Source organism: Pedobacter sp. GR22-6 (genome assembly GCF_037402555.1).
Taxonomy (GTDB): domain Bacteria; phylum Bacteroidota; class Bacteroidia; order Sphingobacteriales; family Sphingobacteriaceae; genus Pedobacter.
In genome coordinates this window covers 930,637-947,599 of the sequence record NZ_JBBEUC010000001.1, presented here as the reverse complement: position 1 = coordinate 947,599, position 16,963 = coordinate 930,637, and the positions used below count along the sequence as shown (strand labels likewise).

The 16,963-nt window shown below is 43.7% G+C and carries 26 protein-coding genes; 9 read left to right on the top strand and 17 right to left on the bottom strand.

Annotated features, from left to right (window positions below; all coding sequences use genetic code 11):
• Window positions 1-355 precede the first annotated feature (355 nt).
• The 8 genes from WAE59_RS04405 to WAE59_RS04370 all read right to left on the bottom strand — a co-directional run bounded on the left by WAE59_RS04405 (window position 356) and on the right by WAE59_RS04370 (window position 5,113).
• Window positions 356-496, bottom strand: a complete 141-nt coding sequence (locus WAE59_RS04405) for a hypothetical protein (protein WP_337854725.1) — start codon at window positions 494-496, stop codon at window positions 356-358.
• Window positions 497-844: 348 nt separating this feature from the next.
• Window positions 845-1,822, bottom strand: coding sequence for an ABC transporter ATP-binding protein (locus WAE59_RS04400; protein WP_337854724.1), 978 nt, complete (start codon window positions 1,820-1,822; stop codon window positions 845-847).
• Between the two features lie 130 nt (window positions 1,823-1,952).
• Window positions 1,953-2,276: a thioredoxin gene (trxA, locus tag WAE59_RS04395; RefSeq protein WP_337854723.1), complete on the bottom strand. Its 324-nt coding sequence runs from the start codon at window positions 2,274-2,276 to the stop codon at window positions 1,953-1,955.
• Window positions 2,277-2,380: 104 nt separating this feature from the next.
• Window positions 2,381-2,824: a winged helix-turn-helix transcriptional regulator gene (locus WAE59_RS04390; protein WP_337854722.1), complete on the bottom strand. Its 444-nt coding sequence runs from the start codon at window positions 2,822-2,824 to the stop codon at window positions 2,381-2,383.
• Between the two features lie 203 nt (window positions 2,825-3,027).
• Window positions 3,028-3,480 (bottom strand): hypothetical protein, encoded by a 453-nt coding sequence (locus WAE59_RS04385; protein WP_337854721.1) that lies wholly within the window; start codon window positions 3,478-3,480, stop codon window positions 3,028-3,030.
• Between the two features lie 28 nt (window positions 3,481-3,508).
• Window positions 3,509-3,961 carry a hypothetical protein gene (locus tag WAE59_RS04380; protein WP_337854720.1) on the bottom strand — a complete coding sequence of 151 codons (453 nt, stop codon included), beginning with the start codon at window positions 3,959-3,961 and terminating at the stop codon, window positions 3,509-3,511.
• Window positions 3,962-4,188: 227 nt separating this feature from the next.
• Complete coding sequence (locus WAE59_RS04375) at window positions 4,189-4,557, bottom strand: YtxH domain-containing protein (protein WP_337854719.1); 369 nt, start codon at window positions 4,555-4,557, stop codon at window positions 4,189-4,191.
• A gap of 181 nt (window positions 4,558-4,738) precedes the next feature.
• Window positions 4,739-5,113, bottom strand: coding sequence for a hypothetical protein (locus WAE59_RS04370; RefSeq protein ID WP_337854718.1), 375 nt, complete (start codon window positions 5,111-5,113; stop codon window positions 4,739-4,741).
• A 312-nt stretch (window positions 5,114-5,425) separates the two neighbouring features.
• On the opposite strand from WAE59_RS04370, the gene WAE59_RS04365 reads away from it, so the two are divergent.
• Window positions 5,426-5,983, top strand: coding sequence for an arylesterase (locus WAE59_RS04365; protein ID WP_337854717.1), 558 nt, complete (start codon window positions 5,426-5,428; stop codon window positions 5,981-5,983).
• Window positions 5,984-6,001: 18 nt separating this feature from the next.
• On the opposite strand, the gene WAE59_RS04360 is transcribed toward WAE59_RS04365, so the two are convergent.
• From WAE59_RS04360 to WAE59_RS04350, 3 genes are all read right to left on the bottom strand, one after another.
• Entirely contained in the window at window positions 6,002-6,229 is a 228-nt protein-coding gene (locus tag WAE59_RS04360) for a hypothetical protein (protein WP_337854716.1), read from the bottom strand.
• A 106-nt stretch (window positions 6,230-6,335) separates the two neighbouring features.
• Window positions 6,336-6,551: a hypothetical protein gene (locus tag WAE59_RS04355; protein ID WP_337854715.1), complete on the bottom strand. Its 216-nt coding sequence runs from the start codon at window positions 6,549-6,551 to the stop codon at window positions 6,336-6,338.
• 394 nt (window positions 6,552-6,945) lie between these two features.
• Window positions 6,946-7,362 (bottom strand): DUF4385 family protein, encoded by a 417-nt coding sequence (locus WAE59_RS04350; RefSeq protein ID WP_337854714.1) that lies wholly within the window; start codon window positions 7,360-7,362, stop codon window positions 6,946-6,948.
• A 115-nt stretch (window positions 7,363-7,477) separates the two neighbouring features.
• Here WAE59_RS04350 and WAE59_RS04345 point away from each other — a divergent pair, with 115 nt between their 5' ends.
• The 4 genes from WAE59_RS04345 to WAE59_RS04330 all read left to right on the top strand — a co-directional run bounded on the left by WAE59_RS04345 (window position 7,478) and on the right by WAE59_RS04330 (window position 8,524).
• Window positions 7,478-7,648, top strand: coding sequence for a DUF3606 domain-containing protein (locus WAE59_RS04345; RefSeq protein WP_337854713.1), 171 nt, complete (start codon window positions 7,478-7,480; stop codon window positions 7,646-7,648).
• 49 nt (window positions 7,649-7,697) lie between these two features.
• Window positions 7,698-7,868, top strand: coding sequence for a nuclear transport factor 2 family protein (locus WAE59_RS04340; RefSeq protein ID WP_337854712.1), 171 nt, complete (start codon window positions 7,698-7,700; stop codon window positions 7,866-7,868).
• Between the two features lie 118 nt (window positions 7,869-7,986).
• On the top strand, window positions 7,987-8,196 hold the full coding sequence (locus WAE59_RS04335; protein WP_337854711.1) for a hypothetical protein: 210 nt from the start codon (window positions 7,987-7,989) through the stop codon (window positions 8,194-8,196).
• A gap of 133 nt (window positions 8,197-8,329) precedes the next feature.
• On the top strand, window positions 8,330-8,524 hold the full coding sequence (locus WAE59_RS04330) for a hypothetical protein (RefSeq protein ID WP_337854710.1): 195 nt from the start codon (window positions 8,330-8,332) through the stop codon (window positions 8,522-8,524).
• 247 nt (window positions 8,525-8,771) lie between these two features.
• Here WAE59_RS04330 and WAE59_RS04325 read toward each other — a convergent pair whose 3' ends face one another.
• From WAE59_RS04325 to WAE59_RS04305, 5 genes are all read right to left on the bottom strand, one after another.
• Window positions 8,772-8,987, bottom strand: a complete 216-nt coding sequence (locus tag WAE59_RS04325; protein ID WP_337854709.1) for a hypothetical protein — start codon at window positions 8,985-8,987, stop codon at window positions 8,772-8,774.
• Window positions 8,968-9,135: a transposase gene (locus WAE59_RS04320; protein ID WP_337854708.1), complete on the bottom strand. Its 168-nt coding sequence runs from the start codon at window positions 9,133-9,135 to the stop codon at window positions 8,968-8,970. Before WAE59_RS04320 ends, WAE59_RS04325 begins: the two co-directional genes overlap by 20 nt.
• A 68-nt stretch (window positions 9,136-9,203) precedes the next feature.
• Entirely contained in the window at window positions 9,204-10,436 is a 1,233-nt protein-coding gene (locus tag WAE59_RS04315) for a GAF domain-containing sensor histidine kinase (protein WP_337854707.1), read from the bottom strand.
• A 295-nt stretch (window positions 10,437-10,731) separates the two neighbouring features.
• Entirely contained in the window at window positions 10,732-11,382 is a 651-nt protein-coding gene (locus WAE59_RS04310; protein ID WP_337854706.1) for a response regulator transcription factor, read from the bottom strand.
• Between the two features lie 677 nt (window positions 11,383-12,059).
• Entirely contained in the window at window positions 12,060-12,950 is an 891-nt protein-coding gene (locus WAE59_RS04305) for a M12 family metallopeptidase (protein WP_337854705.1), read from the bottom strand.
• 98 nt (window positions 12,951-13,048) lie between these two features.
• On the opposite strand from WAE59_RS04305, the gene WAE59_RS04300 reads away from it, so the two are divergent.
• The 4 genes from WAE59_RS04300 (at window position 13,049) to WAE59_RS04285 (ending at window position 16,392) form a co-directional block, all read left to right on the top strand.
• Window positions 13,049-13,255: a hypothetical protein gene (locus tag WAE59_RS04300; protein ID WP_337854704.1), complete on the top strand. Its 207-nt coding sequence runs from the start codon at window positions 13,049-13,051 to the stop codon at window positions 13,253-13,255.
• Window positions 13,256-13,377: 122 nt separating this feature from the next.
• Window positions 13,378-15,315 (top strand): PAS domain-containing sensor histidine kinase, encoded by a 1,938-nt coding sequence (locus WAE59_RS04295; RefSeq protein ID WP_337854703.1) that lies wholly within the window; start codon window positions 13,378-13,380, stop codon window positions 15,313-15,315.
• A gap of 291 nt (window positions 15,316-15,606) precedes the next feature.
• Window positions 15,607-15,834, top strand: a complete 228-nt coding sequence (locus tag WAE59_RS04290) for a hypothetical protein (RefSeq protein ID WP_337854702.1) — start codon at window positions 15,607-15,609, stop codon at window positions 15,832-15,834.
• 39 nt (window positions 15,835-15,873) lie between these two features.
• The gene (locus tag WAE59_RS04285; protein ID WP_337854701.1) at window positions 15,874-16,392 is read left to right on the top strand and encodes a hypothetical protein; all 519 of its coding nucleotides are present in this window, start codon (window positions 15,874-15,876) and stop codon (window positions 16,390-16,392) included.
• A gap of 105 nt (window positions 16,393-16,497) precedes the next feature.
• Here WAE59_RS04285 and WAE59_RS04280 read toward each other — a convergent pair whose 3' ends face one another.
• Entirely contained in the window at window positions 16,498-16,944 is a 447-nt protein-coding gene (locus tag WAE59_RS04280; RefSeq protein ID WP_337854700.1) for a TlpA family protein disulfide reductase, read from the bottom strand.
• Between the last annotated feature and the right edge of the window lie 19 nt (window positions 16,945-16,963).

Below are 16,963 nucleotides of genomic sequence, written 5' to 3'. Positions count from 1 at the left end.
CTCGCAGTTAGAATATGCCCAATTAAAAGCGCTTAGAAAAATCTCATGAATTGGTCCAGGCAGACATTGCAGAAGTTACCTATGCAATCGTTAATTATTTAAAAAACGAGGGTTTGACTGCCTAATTAGGCAATGAGCGAAAGGGGCGATATGTAGATATACTTTGTCATGATTCCTTGATATTTAATGGTTAACAAATCAGGAATTGGATGCAAAGATATATCTTTTTTTTATTCCAAAGAGCGTAAAAATTCAGTAGACTATGAGCTTACAGGATAAGGATATCCATTCGGCGCTTAAGGGCTATCTAATAGGAGAATGTTATTGATCTGGCCTAGGAAACTACCTAAATCTTTCAGAGCACATCTGGCAGTAAGACCAAAGCCTCAGCAGCATACACCTGCTGGCTTTTGTTTAAGCCGAAGAAAGAGGGAAACAGCAGCAGCGAGATCATCAGTAAAGTCTCAAGCTTCGCTATACCATGTATTGTGCTCATCGTTCCATTTTGTTTAAAAATGCAAATGGCCGCAAGCGGCCATTTATTTGAAGTTTAGGCTAACTGCTCTGCCTTGAGGTCTGAGCCGACTGCCTTGGCTTTTTCCAGCCATTCCGGAGCTTGCTCCCTAATTTCGTCGAATTTGGATTGCCCCAGGGCATCCTTTTTAGTCAGGTATTTGACAGCCTCGTAAATTGCGATGCCGACAATGGCGTTTTTAATGAATCACATAATCTCTGTTTTCTGGTTCTAACACAGGTAATTTGGTTTTAACTGAAAATGAAAATTCCGGCTATTAGAAATTGCTATCGCCCAAGATTCACTAAATCTAACATTATGCTTGGGATGTTACCTTCGTTCGCCAGCCTGCTGGCGCCACATAGCGTAATATAGCCCCTTTTGGTCGATCAATTCGTGGTGCCGACCCATTTCTGAGATTTTCCCTTTTTCCAGCACATAAATGCGGTCAGCACGAAGGATCGTAGAGAGCCGGTGTGCGATGAGTAAAGTCATCTGTTTACCGGAACCGGAGATTTTGCGGATGGTGCCCGTAATCTCCTCTTCGGTCAGCGAGTCCAGGGCGGAGGTAGCCTCATCAAAGATCAGTAAATCGGGCTGGCGAAGCAGCGCACGGGTAATGGAAATCCGCTGCTTTTCACCACCTGAAAGCTTCATTCCTCCTTCTCCCAAATTCGTGTTGATCCCATGTTCCGCTTTAGCAATGAGCTTATCTGCTGCTGCCTGATGCAGTGCATCCAGCAACTCCTGTTCAGTTGCAGTCGGTTTGGAAAACAGCAAATTGTGCTTGATCGTACCCGCATACAATTGCGTATCCTGGGTTACAAAGCCGATCTGCCTCCTTAAAGGGTTGTACCTGATGGCTGTAGAAAGCATATCGTTATAATAGATCTGTCCTGAGACCGGACTGTACAAACCAACGAGCAGCTTAACCAGCGTTGATTTACCTGAACCTGAAGGTCCCACAAAAGCGATGGTCTCGCCGGAAGCGATGCGGAAGGACAAGTCATCTATCGCATTATAACCCGCAGTTTTGTGCCTGAACACTACATTTTGAAACTGCAGAGAAGCCAGTGGACCGAGCTCCACGGAATTTTCGGGGCGCTGCTCCACCGGCTTGTGCATGATCTGATCGAAGGTTTGCAACGACGCATTGGCTTCCCTGTAAAGAATGATCATGTTGCCGAGATCCTGCAACGGCGTAAATATCGCCACCGAAATGAACTGCATAGCAATGAGTTCGCCTGTACTGAGTACATTCCTAAAAATCAGCCAGAGCAGGATAAATAGAATGGACTGTTTCAGCACCGCCAGCAGGACACCCTGAAAAAAGTAGCTGCTCTGCCTTCCCTAACCGGTAGTACTTCTCCAAACCTCTAAAATAAAAAAGCCATCTCATGATGATGAGATGGCTTGTCCAATCAAGGGAATTCCTGCCTTAGTTGACCTGTTTGGCTAGTTTATCGGCCAGTACTGACTTTGCTACGGCACCAACCTGTTTATCAACCACCTCTCCGTCCTTGAAATATAGTACAAGTGGGATATTCCGGACGCCAAAGCGCACCGCCGACTGAGGATTCAAGTCTACATTCAATTTCCCTACCAGAGCTTTCCCATCATATTCTTTAGCGATTTCCTCTACCCCCGGTCCGATCATACGGCATGGCCCACACCATTCTGCCCAAAAGTCGATTAGTACGGGCTTGTCTGATTTCAACACCAGCTCTTCAAAGTTCTCATCAGTGATTTCTATAGTTGTCATATTTTTTGATTTCGATTATACAACAAATTTAGAGAATCATTCAAATACTTGTTGCATTTTGCAACAAGTATTTGATTTTATTGACATGAAAATTACAATGGTATTTATTTGCCTGGATTAATGCCCAATTCAGTATCACGTCGTTTTCTCAATTTTCGGATAAAGGTTTTGATCGATGCCTGATCGCTTCCTTTTAGTTGCTGATATGCCGCATTGTTGTATCCGTCCTCTTCCGAATGCTTTTCGGCCCAGCTAAATAAAGCCAGGAAAACAGGTAAGAGATCAATTGCTTTATCGGTGAGTGAGTATTGGTATTTTACTTTATTGGAAGTAGAAGCTGTTTTGATCACGAAGCCCTCGGCATCGAGCATTTTCAACCTGCTGGTCAGTATATTAGAAGCTATTTTTTCCGCTGAGGCTTTGAATTCGGTAAAAGTGTGTTTACCTTCAAATAGCAAGTCCCGTAAAATAACAAGTGTCCATTTGTCCCCCAAAAGGTCAAAAACACTGGTAGAGGAAGAATCTGTTGGTTTTGGATCAGCTTTCATTTATAAATATAATTTGCAAGATTTAGGTCAAATGGCCTTAAAGCTACAAATCCTTCGTGAAGCTCCGCGTTTTAAATTATAAAAAGCACCAGTTTACATGCAGTTATATCAATCATTCCGGGGTTAAATCGCTTTGTGAGGTTCAAAAAGGCCACTTTGGAGTGTATTGGAAGGCTCAGCTTACGGGTTAAATAACAGAAAGCTTAGCGGGTGGTACTAACAGCACACATTTGTTGAAATCCCCAGCTTTTCAGAAGCTTATAAAAGATAAAAAAAGTAATGATCGCTCCTGCTGTAAGATAAGGGAAGGATTGCAGTAGCACAGCTAACAATTCGGCATCAGTACTATATGAGCTCCAGGAAGACTCCCTGTCCTGAAATAGATTAAAGTTATTAAAAAATACGGCAATGAGGAAAACTGATGCAGTAGTCAACGACATTACCACTATACTTAGCCTGGCCTTCTTCTGTACCAAAATCAATAAGGGAACTACAAACAGCGAAATGAGGGAAAAGAAAAAGACATCTTTCAGGTAAGCACAATTCAAACACGATGACGATGGTTGCAAAGACAAATATTTCATTGATAAATAAGTGGTGATGAACACAAGCGTAAAGAATACTGCACTGCCAATTGCTGTCTGTATGTACTTCATATTATTTGATAAAATGCTAACCTAATATCTACTTGAGAGCCATTTTCAAAACATTGTTATCAGAATCAGGAATGATCTTTCCATTAACTTTTGCAGTGGAAACCCGGCATATCTTATTTTTTTTATGATTCGAACCATTCAATGCTATTTCGGTTAAATTCTTAAAATCATAGATTTTATAAACTTTTGATTTATAAGCAACCGATAACGTATCACTTAGTTTTACACGATCAGTGATGAAAAAGCCGGTTTTTACAAGTCCAATTTCTTTGCTTTTTGGAGTTATCTTACCTTTGTTGAGGGTAAACGTAAGTTCATCATCTTTCAGATCTTCCGCATAAACATCAAGCCAGAATCCTTTATTGCCTGCGACATAAGTCTCACAAATCTCATCATTCGTTTCGCTCAGCGTGTTCTCACAGGAAATCAGAATCGGAAAAATAATCAGATATGCGATTTTATTTAACCCAATTGTAACCATAATCGCTTACAAAACGTTTCCATATTGCTTTAGGTTTTTAAAATGTACCGCATTTGTGTGCTGCCTTTCCAGTTGGTCAGCAGAATGGTTGCTTCTGCTATCTCAACGAATGCGACATTCATTTTCAGCAGGCATTGTATAAGAAAGCGACCTGAGCCGCATTTCTGTTTTATCTTTAAGTATGTGAACAAGCCTGAAAGACCAAGCCCCCCTCTTACTCTTGCTTACTAATTTTGGTGCAAAGCTGGATCGCTTGAAATATGGGCCTGATGAATAATCTCCCGAATGTCCGATTTTGGCTTCTTAGTATTCGCATGTGGGCGCTCAGCCCCGTTCTGATAATGATCGACCACAGTTTCCCCTTCCGCAGTTGTACCAAATTTTGCTTTTATCGAATCCATAAGTTCTGATAGACTGCCAGCTGCTTTGGCCGGAACACCCGCAATATCTCCCCGCAGCTCAACGCCTTTTTTTGGCGCGAAAAGTACTGCAAGTGCCGCACCAACTGCTACGCCACTTAGTAATGCAACTGTTACCAGGGTGCTGTTACTCCTGTTTTGATTTAGGATGTTTTTAATTTGTTTACCGTATTTCATAGCTGTATATTTTAGAAACTTAACAGACTGATCTTAAAATTGTTCTGTAATCTTACTATGGACTTACAACTTATTTCTATTCGGTTGATAACCTTTTATTGTTCAGTCCAGCCTAAAATTCAAACCATGTCGAACATTAAATTTCCACGATCAAAATATTGGCATAGCTTTTTCCGGCATACTAAAAACATTTGTAGGTATGGCTACTGACTTTATAGTCACTGGCTACGAAATACGAAACGGCGCAAGGACCATCAGTCCTTTGCTCGTTCACTTTAAAATTCAGCACAACATCCGCTTTTCCTTTTACCGAAATTTGGTAATTGGGTTCAGAGGCCTTCTGAAAGGGAAGTACAATCTCCACTGCTCCATGCAAATCTGGTAAAGGTTTATTGAGCATCAGCCGCCAGCTTTTCACAGCAGCACCATTTGACAAATCCTTTGTAATGATGTCTGACTCCAGGATCTGGCCAGCACTCACCAGGCTCTCGCCGCTCGCTGTATCGACGAACTTTAACAGTACCCTGTCCGGTTGCCGTTCAGAAAGGAACTGCACACAGGCATTGATGTCCGGCTTTTGTTTTTTACAGCCAGAATTGATCAGTAGGAAAGCCAGAAGGGCGATGGAAATGTTGTTTTCATTTGTTAGGTTTATTCATTGAAGGATCCATGACTGGATGCTTTGTACATCACATTTGAAGCCATTGTATTCGTATTACTAAAACTCAAAAAAAACAACTGATAGCAATTATGGTTTGGCCTGGACACCTGCTGTTCTACTCACTCGTCCAATTTATCGGAGGACAAGCAATATGCCCTTGCATGCGTACCAAAAAACAAATCCCTATCGTAACAGGTTTATCAGGCTATGAAACGTATCCTATTTTTTGGAGACAGCCTGACGGCGGGCTACGGCCTAAACAAACCTTCCCAACAATCTTTTCCTGCATTGATTCAAAATAGGATCAACACTGCAGGACTGAAGTATGAATGCATCAATGCCGGGCTCAGCGGAGATACGTCCGCTTCGGGACTGAACAGGTTATCCTACTGGCTCGGTCAGACGATAGACGTATTTGTGCTGGCGCTGGGTGCAAATGACCTGATCAGGGGATTGGCACCGACAAACACACAATCCAATCTCCAGCAGATCTTTGATCAGGTCAGATTCAAACATCCCGATGCGAAGTTCCTGCTACTGGGCATGCAGCTGCCATTATGGGTTCCGGGACAGCGAGCCGCTGAGTACCGCCAGCTCTACCAAAACCTGGCAGGGCAAAACCAAATTCCCCTGCTCCCCTTCCTGCTGGATGGTGTAGCGGGAATCGCCCACCTCAACATGCATGATGGGCTGCATCCGCTGGCAGAAGGCTATCAGATTATCGCTGCAAAAGTATGGCCAGTTCTCCTGCCCCTGCTGGAATGAAGGGCTTATGGAAAATTTCTACGACAAGATACTTCTGGATCCTTCGCTGGAAATGGCCGCACCGATTAACTCCACGTCCTGCCGTTCCATATCGCCCTCCAGGAGTTGCCAGCAATGGTCGGCATCTCGAATGAGTACGGCCAGCTGCTCACTGTCTTTGTCCCTCGTGATTTTGAACACCAGCTCATGATCAGGGCTAAGTGCTGTGTTTTTTTCAGCGATAACCGTCAACCTCGTCGGTTCCATCCCTTTGTTAATTTGTACCGTGACTTGAAATGTTATTTCCTGTTGTTCCATGGCTGCTGATTTATATAAGCAAAACACTTTAGTACGAGATTTGTTATTCCTAATTTCAGTGGCAATCAGTTCCAATTGAGGGAAAAGCGTCAAAGCAGCAAATGACGATTACTTCTTTTTGGACCTCTGCCTGTACACATGGAGCAGATGGCTGAGCCTGGTTCTTCCCATATCTAGACCGCTCAGGGTCATATCCACCGATCCCCCGGGGCAACTGTAGATCAAACGATAGCTCGTTGATTCCCGGAACCCCTTCTAACAATTTTTTCATCAGAGATCTCATTCCAGCGATAATACATACCGCCGAGTCTTTTTATTCCCCGGCTACCGATGACCAGTTGCGCATCCCGGTTGAGGAAGTCTTGCACCGTAATCTAAATATAAACGCTACCAAAACAGATAAATAACGTGCCGAATGTATAACTCCAGATCGAACTCAAAGAAAGGGGGTCCCCCTTTGGAAAGATAACCCAAAGCCCACCGACCCCAATGATAAGTAATGCAAGAAAAATACAGAAAGCCTGTTTCCACCTGGAAAATTTGACCACGGTCTCCTCCGGAACATCCGGATCAACGATATTCTGCCTGTTTAAATTATCCATATATTTTTTCCATTCCCCTTTCAATTGGCTATATCTAGCATCCGCCTCGGCCACTTGCCACTTTTAATAAAAGATGGCAGCTGATTCGGCCTTCTCAATTTCTCCCGTCCCACGCTCCAATTGCTTATAATCATCGTTCTTATCATATTTTTTCCCGCCCTTATAATTCGGATACCTCCTGGCACGGGTATAGCCCATCTGTAAGAATTTTCTGGCCATATCAGCGCCAACGAAATCGTTTTTGTCCAGGTATTCATGAAAAACTTTAAGAATAAGCTCACTGCTTTGCATAGCGATCTCCGGCGTTTTAAAGCGCCAGTGCTGACCAATCTCAGATTTGTACGGCTCGCAGATCGATACTCCTTGCTCTCCCTTTCCCACCCAGTACAGCTCGGGAAATTTGTGGTAATCAACATCAGGCTTCCAGGGATAGCTTTCTTTATCAAAATTCAGGTAAGAAGGTTTTCTAGCGTCACTCATCCCTCATTCAACAAAATGGGCGGCATAAAAGTTCTGTTTAACAGATTACGGTGGTTTGGCGAAACTACTTCGGGATGAATTTGTTGAGTTGATAGCGTAAACGAACAATAGCCAGATGAAAAATCCAGAAAATTTCGCGGATGCAGAACGCATTAATTTAGATAATGATTACGAACTACAGCATTGGACCAGTCAGTTGAAAGTGACCAATGATGAACTCAAAGAAGCGGTAGCTGAAGTGGGAAATGAAATCGGGGCGATTAAGGTGTTTTTAAACAAATCCTAATGGGAAACTATAAACAAATCTTGGAAAACGCGAATGCGGCGATCAGGTCTTGAAGGGAAAAGACGCGGTACGCCAGTATATTGCCGAGGTGTATACCGAGCCACCAACATTCAGCGTTGAAAACCTGGTAGTGGAAGGGAATTTTGTCATCGCCACCGATAGAATCAATCTAAAAAATAAGGAAGTTGTCCCTGTCGACTATTCTTATTGCGATGTCTGACGCTTGCGTGAGGGCAAACTGCATGAGTTGAAAGCCTATGTTGTCGAAGGCAGCTGATTCAGCTGGCAATCAGGAAGCATTAGGTAAAACCTAATGCCCACCATGTTGTTTACATCATATGGAATCATTTGAAATACAACTATCAGAAGACCACTTTATCATTGAACCGCTCCAAAACGGGCTTTATCGCATCCTGGAAGGTGAAATCAAAGTCGGCGTGATCTTTCCTGAGCCCGATGGCGATCAGGTAAAATGGACAAGCCAAGACGACCTGGAGGAAGGATTTGTGGAGCAGGTTGGCAAACTGATCACCGAACACAATAGGTAATGAAAACTCTTTTCCACTCGGTACGCCCTTTGTCTATAGGTAGCTCCGGCTATGTAAATTACCGGAATGCCTTCCTGTTTAAAATTTAACAGGGGATGAATGCCGGGATAATCTAGGCTGTTTAATTTTGTGTATGAGATCTTTAAGAATGAGAATGTCCTGGGCGGGAATGTTGGGTATAGCCGGGGTTATATTGGGTACCATCTTACTGGAATTTACGCCCTACAAGGCGTATGGCAATGTGGTATTGATTATTGCTTCGTTGGTTTTGGTCAGTACGATCCTGTTGTACATGATGGGTAAACGCAGGCGCTTGAATCGCTTTTGACATGGCATTGATCTGATTTGGCCTTCTAGATATTTTACATCCGGTATATGCTGGTTCATGTAGCCAATACCTACATTGCCTGGATCAATAACTTTGCACTCGGGGGAGATAAGGCATACTTCGCTGAACTGGAGATTGCAGACCTTTTTTCTACAGTTCTTCCACCGCTTGATCAAAGGTTCCTCAGTTGTATGTGCGACAATTGGCCCGAAGCCCATCCTTGTAATGCATTTCTCCATGATCAGCTTTACTGTTTGGTACCACCCTTTTTTCTAATGGGAAACTTGTGTGCCTTTTCAGCATGGTCAATCATCGAGTTCAGGCCATAGATAAGTACATTGGCCTTCTCTAATGCCTTCTCCAGATCCTTTATCCGCTTCTTAAGCTCAGCGGCATCTTTGGTCTTCGGCTTTCCATGGGAGCTAAAGTTACGGCTCCTTTCTCTAAGTTTTCTTATAAACAATAATCCAGTTGGTGAGGATGTAGGTATTTACCAGACCGTACTTTTTAGCTACTTCTTCTTTTGAATAGTTCTGGTAAACCACCAGTTCTATTAGTTTTTCCTTAAGTTCATCAGGACAATCAATTCTTGCAATTGCTTCTTCTTTCATTGACAGTGAATGATTTATCCAAAAGCTGTAAAGCTATGAGGGGCCAGGGATAAATATGGATACAATAATTAAGCGTTGCCCTGGGGGATCAGGATGTTAAATACAGTGCCTTGGCCAGGCTCTGAGGTAATTTGCATACTGCCCTTAAGACCGTCTACCAAATGCTTTACTAAGGAAAGCCCAAAGCCATAACCAACTTCTCCAGAGGTACCATTGCTGCTTTCGGCAGTACCGTTCAGGATTTGGTCTATAAGCTTCTGCGACATGCCCGTTCCAGAGTCAGAAACTGTAATGGCCAATACATTTTGATGGGATTGCACAATAACATTAAGTACGATATGGATACGGCCATTTCTGGGGGTAAACTTTATCGCATTGGAAAGTAGGTTTCCAGCTATCTGTACTAGTTTATTTTTGGAAATAGGAATATGGTCTACTGATTTTACCACATCTACATCCAGAACTACACCCTTATTAATGGCCTGAGGATCATACAGCTTGTGAAGTTTGTCTGCGAACATGGCTAGGTTAAACTCGTTGCCAGCAGCTGCATTCCGGGCGGTTTCATCTACCAATATCTCATCCGCAAGCTCTAAAACCGACTGACTGCTTTTATGGATAAGGTTAATAAAATCCATTACCTCATCCAGGTTTGCAGATTTGCCTTGTTCAGCTATGATCTGGGACAGCCCGATGATTCCGGCCAGTGGCCCTCGTATATCATGTGCCACTTTCTTCTTTGATTCGTTGGCGTCTTTAACTTTGCTTTTGAGCAAGGCTATAGCCTGATAAGCTTTCAAACGATTGACAACCTCATCAGCAATAATTTTTAAAAGTTCTACTTTCTCGGGCGTGAGCGACTTGGTTTTGGTATCAAGTACACATAAAGCGCCAAAATTTACGCCGTCTGAGCCTTTATCTTTTAATGGTACGCCGAAGTAATAGCGTAGCGAAATGGGGTCTTTTACATAGAAGTTATTCTGGAACCGCTGATCGGTAGATAAATCTGGTACCTCAAAATGGTCATCACCCATGATCGTGTATTGACATGCTGATTCCTCCCTGGTCATCTGTTCCAAGTCTATTCCGTGACTACCTACAGTCCACTGGGTAAAAGAATCGATTATATTTACAAGGGAGATATCAGTACCCGATATCCTTGCGGCTAAGTGTGTGAGGTCTTTAAAGTTGTCAGATAAGCTTGAATAGTCAAGATCCAGTTCAGATAATCGGATGATCCTGTCCATTTCATTTGCTGGTATTGGATGTATAACGTTAGCCTCGTGATTTGCTTTGTTCATTTTCAGGGATAGATGTTTAACCAGTTAAAAATAAAAGAAATATTGGTATTGATCAAAATTCATCAATATTAATATTGCGATAAAAACTTCTGCTCCACTCCATTATAAAAAAGCCACCAGGCATAGGAACAACAAAATGCAGGAGCGAAAATATTACTGACAGCTGTCCACAATTTCTTTAATTACCGCTCCAATTGATCAGCTGACGGCTGCAACATAAACAATATGAACAGTTATTGGTTATTCTTTGGTGCTGCCGCCGATGCCATCAATTATCTCTTACGTAATGCATGCATTAGCTGAGCATACCCGCGCGCATTGAAAGGCATACCAGTTCAGCAGTGTTATGTACCGCGAATTTATCAATCAGGCTCTGCCTATGTCCTTCAATAGTCCTTTTGCTCAAAAATAATTTTTCAGCTATTTCCATATTCGTCATGCCCGTTGCAATCAGTTCAAGTACTTCCATCTCCCTGGGGGAGAGCTCGATATCACCTGAATGTGCTAATCTTGTTTCTGAAGTTCTTTGCATGTTCATCGAGAGCTGATCTTTCATGAGGGACGAACATACATATTGTTTTCCTGAATACACATGTCGCAGGGCAAATACCAGTTCTTCAATAGCGGCAGATTTGAGCAAATAGCCATCAGCGCCGGCACGAAATGCATCATAAAGGTAATTTTCCTGTTCATGCACAGACAGCAGCACGACTTTAGCTGCGTAACCACGTGCTTTGATTGCTCTGGTCAACCCGATTCCGTCCAACTCCGGCATATTGATATCCGAAAGCACCAGGTCTACCTCCTCATTTTGTTCCAAAAAGTCAAGGGCCTGATGGCCATCTGCTGCTTCGCCCACGATGGTCATATTATCATTCGTTTCCAGCAACATTTTTAGTCCGTTCCGTACCACGGTATGGTCATCGGCTATAAATATATGTAGCATATCGATCGTTTTAATCTACAACAATATTCCTGACAGGAATGTTTTGTGGATGGGATGGTTTGGAAAAGGGGTTGACGCAATAAGAATTGACCCCCGGGTATAGTGTGTGTTATTCTGTTAGGTTAAGTGACGCTGGAGAATTACTCCAGGTCCTCAGCAGGGTACTCGCTCCATTGCGCCAGGAAATCCTGCTCAACAGATCTTACTTCTTCGCTGCGTTGTGCGCTCACTTTCTGCTAGCAAAAAACCAAATCGCGCTTAAAAAGTTGCTGGTAATTCCTTATCAACCGATACCAGCCGAGTATTAGCGAAAACAGCTCCCAACTGGAACAGTATAGATTTCAGTTCTGCGACGCAAACTGATGCTGACATTACAGACACTGAGATCCAGACACCTGGTGGCGGCAGTTATACCATTTAAGTGCTTGGGGAGAATATCCTGTTTCCATCTGCTGGAAATGACCTTACTGAGAAAGGCCTACAAAAATTACAGCACTCAGGCATTATGCAACCTCCTCTGTGCTTTACCCGAATCGTTTTTGACCGGTAACAGCAGCAATATATTCAGTGCCGTAATGGGCTGAAACACGCAAAAGAACTGATCTCATCTGGACAAAATCCTGTCGCTATCTTTGTAAAAAAACGGCGCACTGTATCTTTCAGTGCACCGTTATTTACTATTTTGGATATATTTTACGGATAAAGCTTTTGTCCTTAGCAGATAGCGTCCAGTTTACCCCAACTGCCTGGCCGTCTGTTGTAAGCGCAGGATCGACGGGATAATGCATGATTGACAGCGGATCATATCTTGTATTGCGTACATCTCTTGGTTTGTACTTATTAAGTACCTGCTCATTCACTTGTTTGCGGGTCCAATTATTCGGTGGGCCCATATAATAATCGTACACTTTAGGCTTATTCCAGTTGATAGTATTGACCGGACTGAGATGTTCATGGGCTAAACCAATAGCATGTCCAAATTCATGCACTGTTGTTCTAATCAACTCGGCCTCGTCAGTCTTCTTATTAAACCAGCCAAAATTCATGGTTTGTTTGCCTTTGCGATAACGATCCGCGTCTTTTCCAAAGTATGACCAGGAGCCTTGATCCCCATTGATCTTGAAACCTACGCGGATGTCGGATTCTGCTTTGTTTTTGGTAACAGCAAAATGAATATTAGCATGATTGGCCCACTTCCGCGCATGAGTGATCACTTTATTTCTCAGATAAGGGCTCCCATTCATAAAAAATACTTTTAAGGTCTTTCCATTCGCCCACTTTGTTCCTTTGAGCAGGACAGCTCTTGCGTTTACGTCGTCACTTTCATCGAGGATGATAGGGTCACTGTCGGTAAACTTATAAACACAAACCCGCGGGGTCCTGGCATCGGTGTCGAAATCACTTTCGTTCTGCTCATCTGTTCTGGTTGCAGCCATCTCCGAGTCCAGGGAGGCAACTGCAGAACTATCAGCATCAGCGGTTATTTCGATTGGATTTTGTTGGTCTTTTTTACAGCTGAACATCATTGCGCCCAGTGTTGCGATTATTAAGCATTTCTTGTACATCATGATATTTATAAGTAGGTGTTTTATTTTAACAAACTTTTCTGGCATTGGTTTGCATGCTGTTACCTGGGTGCCGGCACCTTCTATCAAAATGTTAATAAGTGAAGCATAGCCTATCATACCAGGCTGAAAACCGACTGGAAAAAGCGATCAGGATAAAGCACGAACAAATCTCCAACAGTAGGTTATCTACCCTTATCGTCGCCGCCATGCTTTGGGTCATGACAAAGGGAAACCAGACCTTACGCCATAAGGCCATTTCTCTGACCGCACAAAGCCTGAGATCCTGCACCAACAGGAAGTCCTAAAACACCAGTGAACCATTACAGATACAGCAACCTGACATTATTTGATCAATGTGGCCAGAAAGCAAAGATATTTTCATTAATTCGTGTTACGAAAAACAAATATAATTTCCGACCACTACCGAATGAATGTTCCTGATCCTCATATTCTTGCCGGCCTTATTGAAGGCTCACCGTATCCAGTCTACCTCATTGTAGGAGAGAAACTTCGGGTAGCCCTCGCCAATGCAGCCTGCCTTAGGGCCTGGGGAAAGGACAAAAGTGTAATCGGCATGCCGTTTTCACAGGCGCTGCCAGAACTGGCCGGTCAGCCTTTTGAAGCTCTATTAAAACGTGTCCTGGCGACAGGGGAACCTTATTATGCAATCAATGACAAAGCAGAACTGATCATAGATGGGAAACTTACTACCTCCTATTATACTTTCAGCTACCAACCCGTAAAAGATGCCACTGGGCGGAATACAGGCGTAGTCTGCTACGCCACCGACGTTACGGAACTGGTCAACTCCATAGCGGACGTACAGCGATTGAATGAGCAGGAGTTTGCCGCAAATGAATTACTAGCCGAAATCAATGCAAAGCTTATTGCAACCAACGATGACCTCGAAAATGTCAACAAGGAATTACACAGTTCATATGATCAGCTGGAATCCAGCGAGCAACGGTTTCGAAACCTCATACAGCAGGCACCCTTCGCCATATGCGTCATCCGGGCATCTGATTTAATTGTTACCGATGTCAACGACCGCTACCTGGAGCTGGTGGGAAAAAACAGGGCTCAGCTGGATGGCAAAAGGATTTGGGACGGCGTTCCCGAGGCCGCTAAAGTCTACGCGCCGGTAATGCAGCAGGTCATCAGCACGCATATCCCTTACACTGCAAAGGAAGCGCAGGTCCCATTGCTTCGCCATGGCATCCTCGAGCATTTATTCATTGACTTTGTCTATGAGCCTGTCCTAAGCCTGGAAGGTATCGTTACCGCGATCATGGTCATTGGTATAGACGTATCAGAAAAGGTCAATGCCAGAAAATCAATTGAAGAAATTGAAGAACGCATGAGACTGGCTACCCAGGCAGCAAACATCGGCATTTTTGAATTCCGGTACGAAGCTGAAACGCTAACAACCTCAGAACGTTTCGATGAAATATTCGGCCTGCAAAATGCAGATCGCAAAACACTGCTGTCGCTGTATCATCCCGAGGACCTGCACCTGAGTGATCGCGCACACCAGGAGGCCAGCATTACCGGGAATATATTTTACGAGGCCCGAATCTTTCCGCCTCAGGGCGAAATGAAATGGGTCAGGTTCCAGGCGCGCGTATTTTTTGATGCGGCCGGGGTTCCTGAACGGGTAATCGGAACCGTAGTAGACATTACCGAATATAAGACACTGCAGCAGCAGAAAGACGATTTCATTTCGATCGCCAGCCATGAATTGAAAACCCCGATCACTACACTAAAGGCATCCCTGCAAATGCTGGATCGCATGAAGCACAACATCAATCCCGTACTTTTCCCCAAGCTGATTGAACAATCCACACGGAGCATCAGTAAAATCACCGACCTGGTGGATGACCTGCTGAATGTGTCAAAAATGAGCCAGGGAGAAGTGCCGCTCCAGAAAGAATGGTTCAGGGTAGCAACCCTGCTTGACAACTGTTGCAGCCACATACGGGAATCCGGAAATCACGAGCTCATCCTGACAGGAGACCAGGAACTGAAAGTTTTCGCAGACGAACACCGCATAGACCAGGTCGTGGTCAACCTGGTCAACAACTCCGTAAAATATGCCCCGCTTTCCAGGGAGATCTACCTGCACATTGAAAAACAGGACGACTTTATAAAGATCAGTGTCCGTGACCAGGGCCCGGGCATTCCCTCTGCCAAAATACCCTACTTGTTTGACCGGTATTTCCGGGCAGATGACTCAGGAAACCAGGTTTCCGGATTGGGCCTGGGCTTATACATTTGCGCAGACATCATCGCACGTCACGGCGGTGAAATTGGCGTAGACACCGAACTCGGAATGGGCAGCACATTCTGGTTTACCTTACCTGCCTAGTGGCCCTAAGCGTCATACGTCTTTCCTCCTTAAATTGATTTAATGATTAAAACTTATAATTAATTAAACGCTGAACTTCATGTCCGTGAAGGAGATATCGACCAATATTCTGTAAGTCGACTTGACTGAACATTTTTCGAACCATTTTTTACACGATCTGAAGCTTCTGGTCAATTTATAGCTCTATCAGGCCAACGACGCACTATGCGCGATGTAAACTCAATTATGGTTTAAACATATTGTAGTTAAGAATCTAGTTTATATAACTTTGGAAATCCAGACAACGATCTCATGAGTAAAGCCTATTCCTTATCAGAAGCCTACGAATTCCTTGGAAAATATCAATTGTCTGAAAGTGTATTGCTCATTGGCGCCGTAAATGCAGCTACAAAATATCACCAAACCCACCTGCAAATGGAAGGAATACCTGAAGAAGTAAGGATATGGCTCAAGGGCCATTCTGCTGCTCAAGCAACAAAAAATAAGCACCCAATTCCTCAGCTTACTGGTAACCAATAGCGAAGACTGATAAATCACCCAAAATTAACACCTATCCATATGTTTGAAAAACTTCCCCCAACTGAAATCCTTAACCAGATCCCAAAAAGGAACGCCCCCCTAAAAAACTTGCGCAAACTACCCGAACTGGATCCGGCCTACCTAAACTTCCTGGCAATGCACGAAGGCCTGGAAATTACGCCGGACTTAAAATTATCCAGTTACGAAGCCGCCCTCACTGAAAACCGGGTACTGGCGCTTCAGAGCCCTAAAATTGCCGGCACACTATGGCTGATAGGAAGAACGGGTCAGGGCGATGAATGGTTTATCGATAAAAATAACGGTCACATTTTATTTTTTGACCATGAACAGGGTGAATACGCAAATCTATCCCAATTTAAAGACTTGGGAATTTCATTTATGGAATTTTTACAAATGGGCTTTCTTTACCAGGAACTTGAGATACTGATGGACGAAAATGATGATCAGCTAAACAAAGCCTACATTGAAGCATTTCAAGCTGCAATTAACTCCATCCATCCAGAGCTAGCGGACCTTTACCCATTTTCATACTTTTAAACCGCAACTGAAATTAAGCTTCTCTAGCCGCATGAAGGCAAGCTCAGCATGCCACCAGTCAGGCTAAGCAAGACAAAAGGTAACAATTGGGGCATCAATTTTACTTTAAAAAAGAGATGCGACCTTGTCCGACATTTCCTTCATGTCATGGGTATTCAGGATCAGCTTTCCGGAAGAATCGATGAGCATATAAGTGGGTATCGTTTGCGTATTGAAGGTGACTGCATATTTCCCAGTCATACCTTTGAGATCCGACAAGTGCAGCCAATTGGTTTGATCTGCCTTGATGGCCTTTATCCAGCTATTTTTGTCAGTATCGAGTGAAATGCCTACAAACTCCAATTTCTGCGCATGGAACTTCTCATAAAGTTCCAAAAGTGCGGGGTTATTGGCCCGGCAGGGCGCGCACCAGCTTGCCCAGAAATCGAGCAGCACATATTTGTTTGAGGCCCGGATTGTTTTCACACTGACCATATTTTTTCCAGTGGTATCAGGCAAAACGATGTCAGGCAGCACATTCCCGGGAGTGGTGACCTTGTGCCCGGCGATCAAACCGGCAACTTTAGTATAG

Coding starts and splice junctions, on each gene's coding strand:
- WAE59_RS04405 (WP_337854725.1), bottom strand. CDS start 496: ATGAGCACAATACATGGTATAGCGAAGCTTGAGACTTTACTGATGATC.
- trxA (WP_337854723.1), bottom strand. CDS start 2,276: ATGACAACTATAGAAATCACTGATGAGAACTTTGAAGAGCTGGTGTTG.
- WAE59_RS04390 (WP_337854722.1), bottom strand. CDS start 2,824: ATGAAAGCTGATCCAAAACCAACAGATTCTTCCTCTACCAGTGTTTTT.
- WAE59_RS04385 (WP_337854721.1), bottom strand. CDS start 3,480: ATGAAGTACATACAGACAGCAATTGGCAGTGCAGTATTCTTTACGCTT.
- WAE59_RS04380 (WP_337854720.1), bottom strand. CDS start 3,961: ATGGTTACAATTGGGTTAAATAAAATCGCATATCTGATTATTTTTCCG.
- WAE59_RS04375 (WP_337854719.1), bottom strand. CDS start 4,557: ATGAAATACGGTAAACAAATTAAAAACATCCTAAATCAAAACAGGAGT.
- WAE59_RS04365 (WP_337854717.1), top strand. CDS start 5,426: ATGAAACGTATCCTATTTTTTGGAGACAGCCTGACGGCGGGCTACGGC.
- WAE59_RS04360 (WP_337854716.1), bottom strand. CDS start 6,229: ATGGAACCGACGAGGTTGACGGTTATCGCTGAAAAAAACACAGCACTT.
- WAE59_RS04355 (WP_337854715.1), bottom strand. CDS start 6,551: ATGAAAAAATTGTTAGAAGGGGTTCCGGGAATCAACGAGCTATCGTTT.
- WAE59_RS04350 (WP_337854714.1), bottom strand. CDS start 7,362: ATGAGTGACGCTAGAAAACCTTCTTACCTGAATTTTGATAAAGAAAGC.
- WAE59_RS04345 (WP_337854713.1), top strand. CDS start 7,478: ATGAAAAATCCAGAAAATTTCGCGGATGCAGAACGCATTAATTTAGAT.
- WAE59_RS04335 (WP_337854711.1), top strand. CDS start 7,987: ATGGAATCATTTGAAATACAACTATCAGAAGACCACTTTATCATTGAA.
- WAE59_RS04330 (WP_337854710.1), top strand. CDS start 8,330: ATGAGATCTTTAAGAATGAGAATGTCCTGGGCGGGAATGTTGGGTATA.
- WAE59_RS04320 (WP_337854708.1), bottom strand. CDS start 9,135: ATGAAAGAAGAAGCAATTGCAAGAATTGATTGTCCTGATGAACTTAAG.
- WAE59_RS04315 (WP_337854707.1), bottom strand. CDS start 10,436: ATGAACAAAGCAAATCACGAGGCTAACGTTATACATCCAATACCAGCA.
- WAE59_RS04310 (WP_337854706.1), bottom strand. CDS start 11,382: ATGCTACATATATTTATAGCCGATGACCATACCGTGGTACGGAACGGA.
- WAE59_RS04305 (WP_337854705.1), bottom strand. CDS start 12,950: ATGATGTACAAGAAATGCTTAATAATCGCAACACTGGGCGCAATGATG.
- WAE59_RS04295 (WP_337854703.1), top strand. CDS start 13,378: ATGAATGTTCCTGATCCTCATATTCTTGCCGGCCTTATTGAAGGCTCA.
- WAE59_RS04290 (WP_337854702.1), top strand. CDS start 15,607: ATGAGTAAAGCCTATTCCTTATCAGAAGCCTACGAATTCCTTGGAAAA.
- WAE59_RS04285 (WP_337854701.1), top strand. CDS start 15,874: ATGTTTGAAAAACTTCCCCCAACTGAAATCCTTAACCAGATCCCAAAA.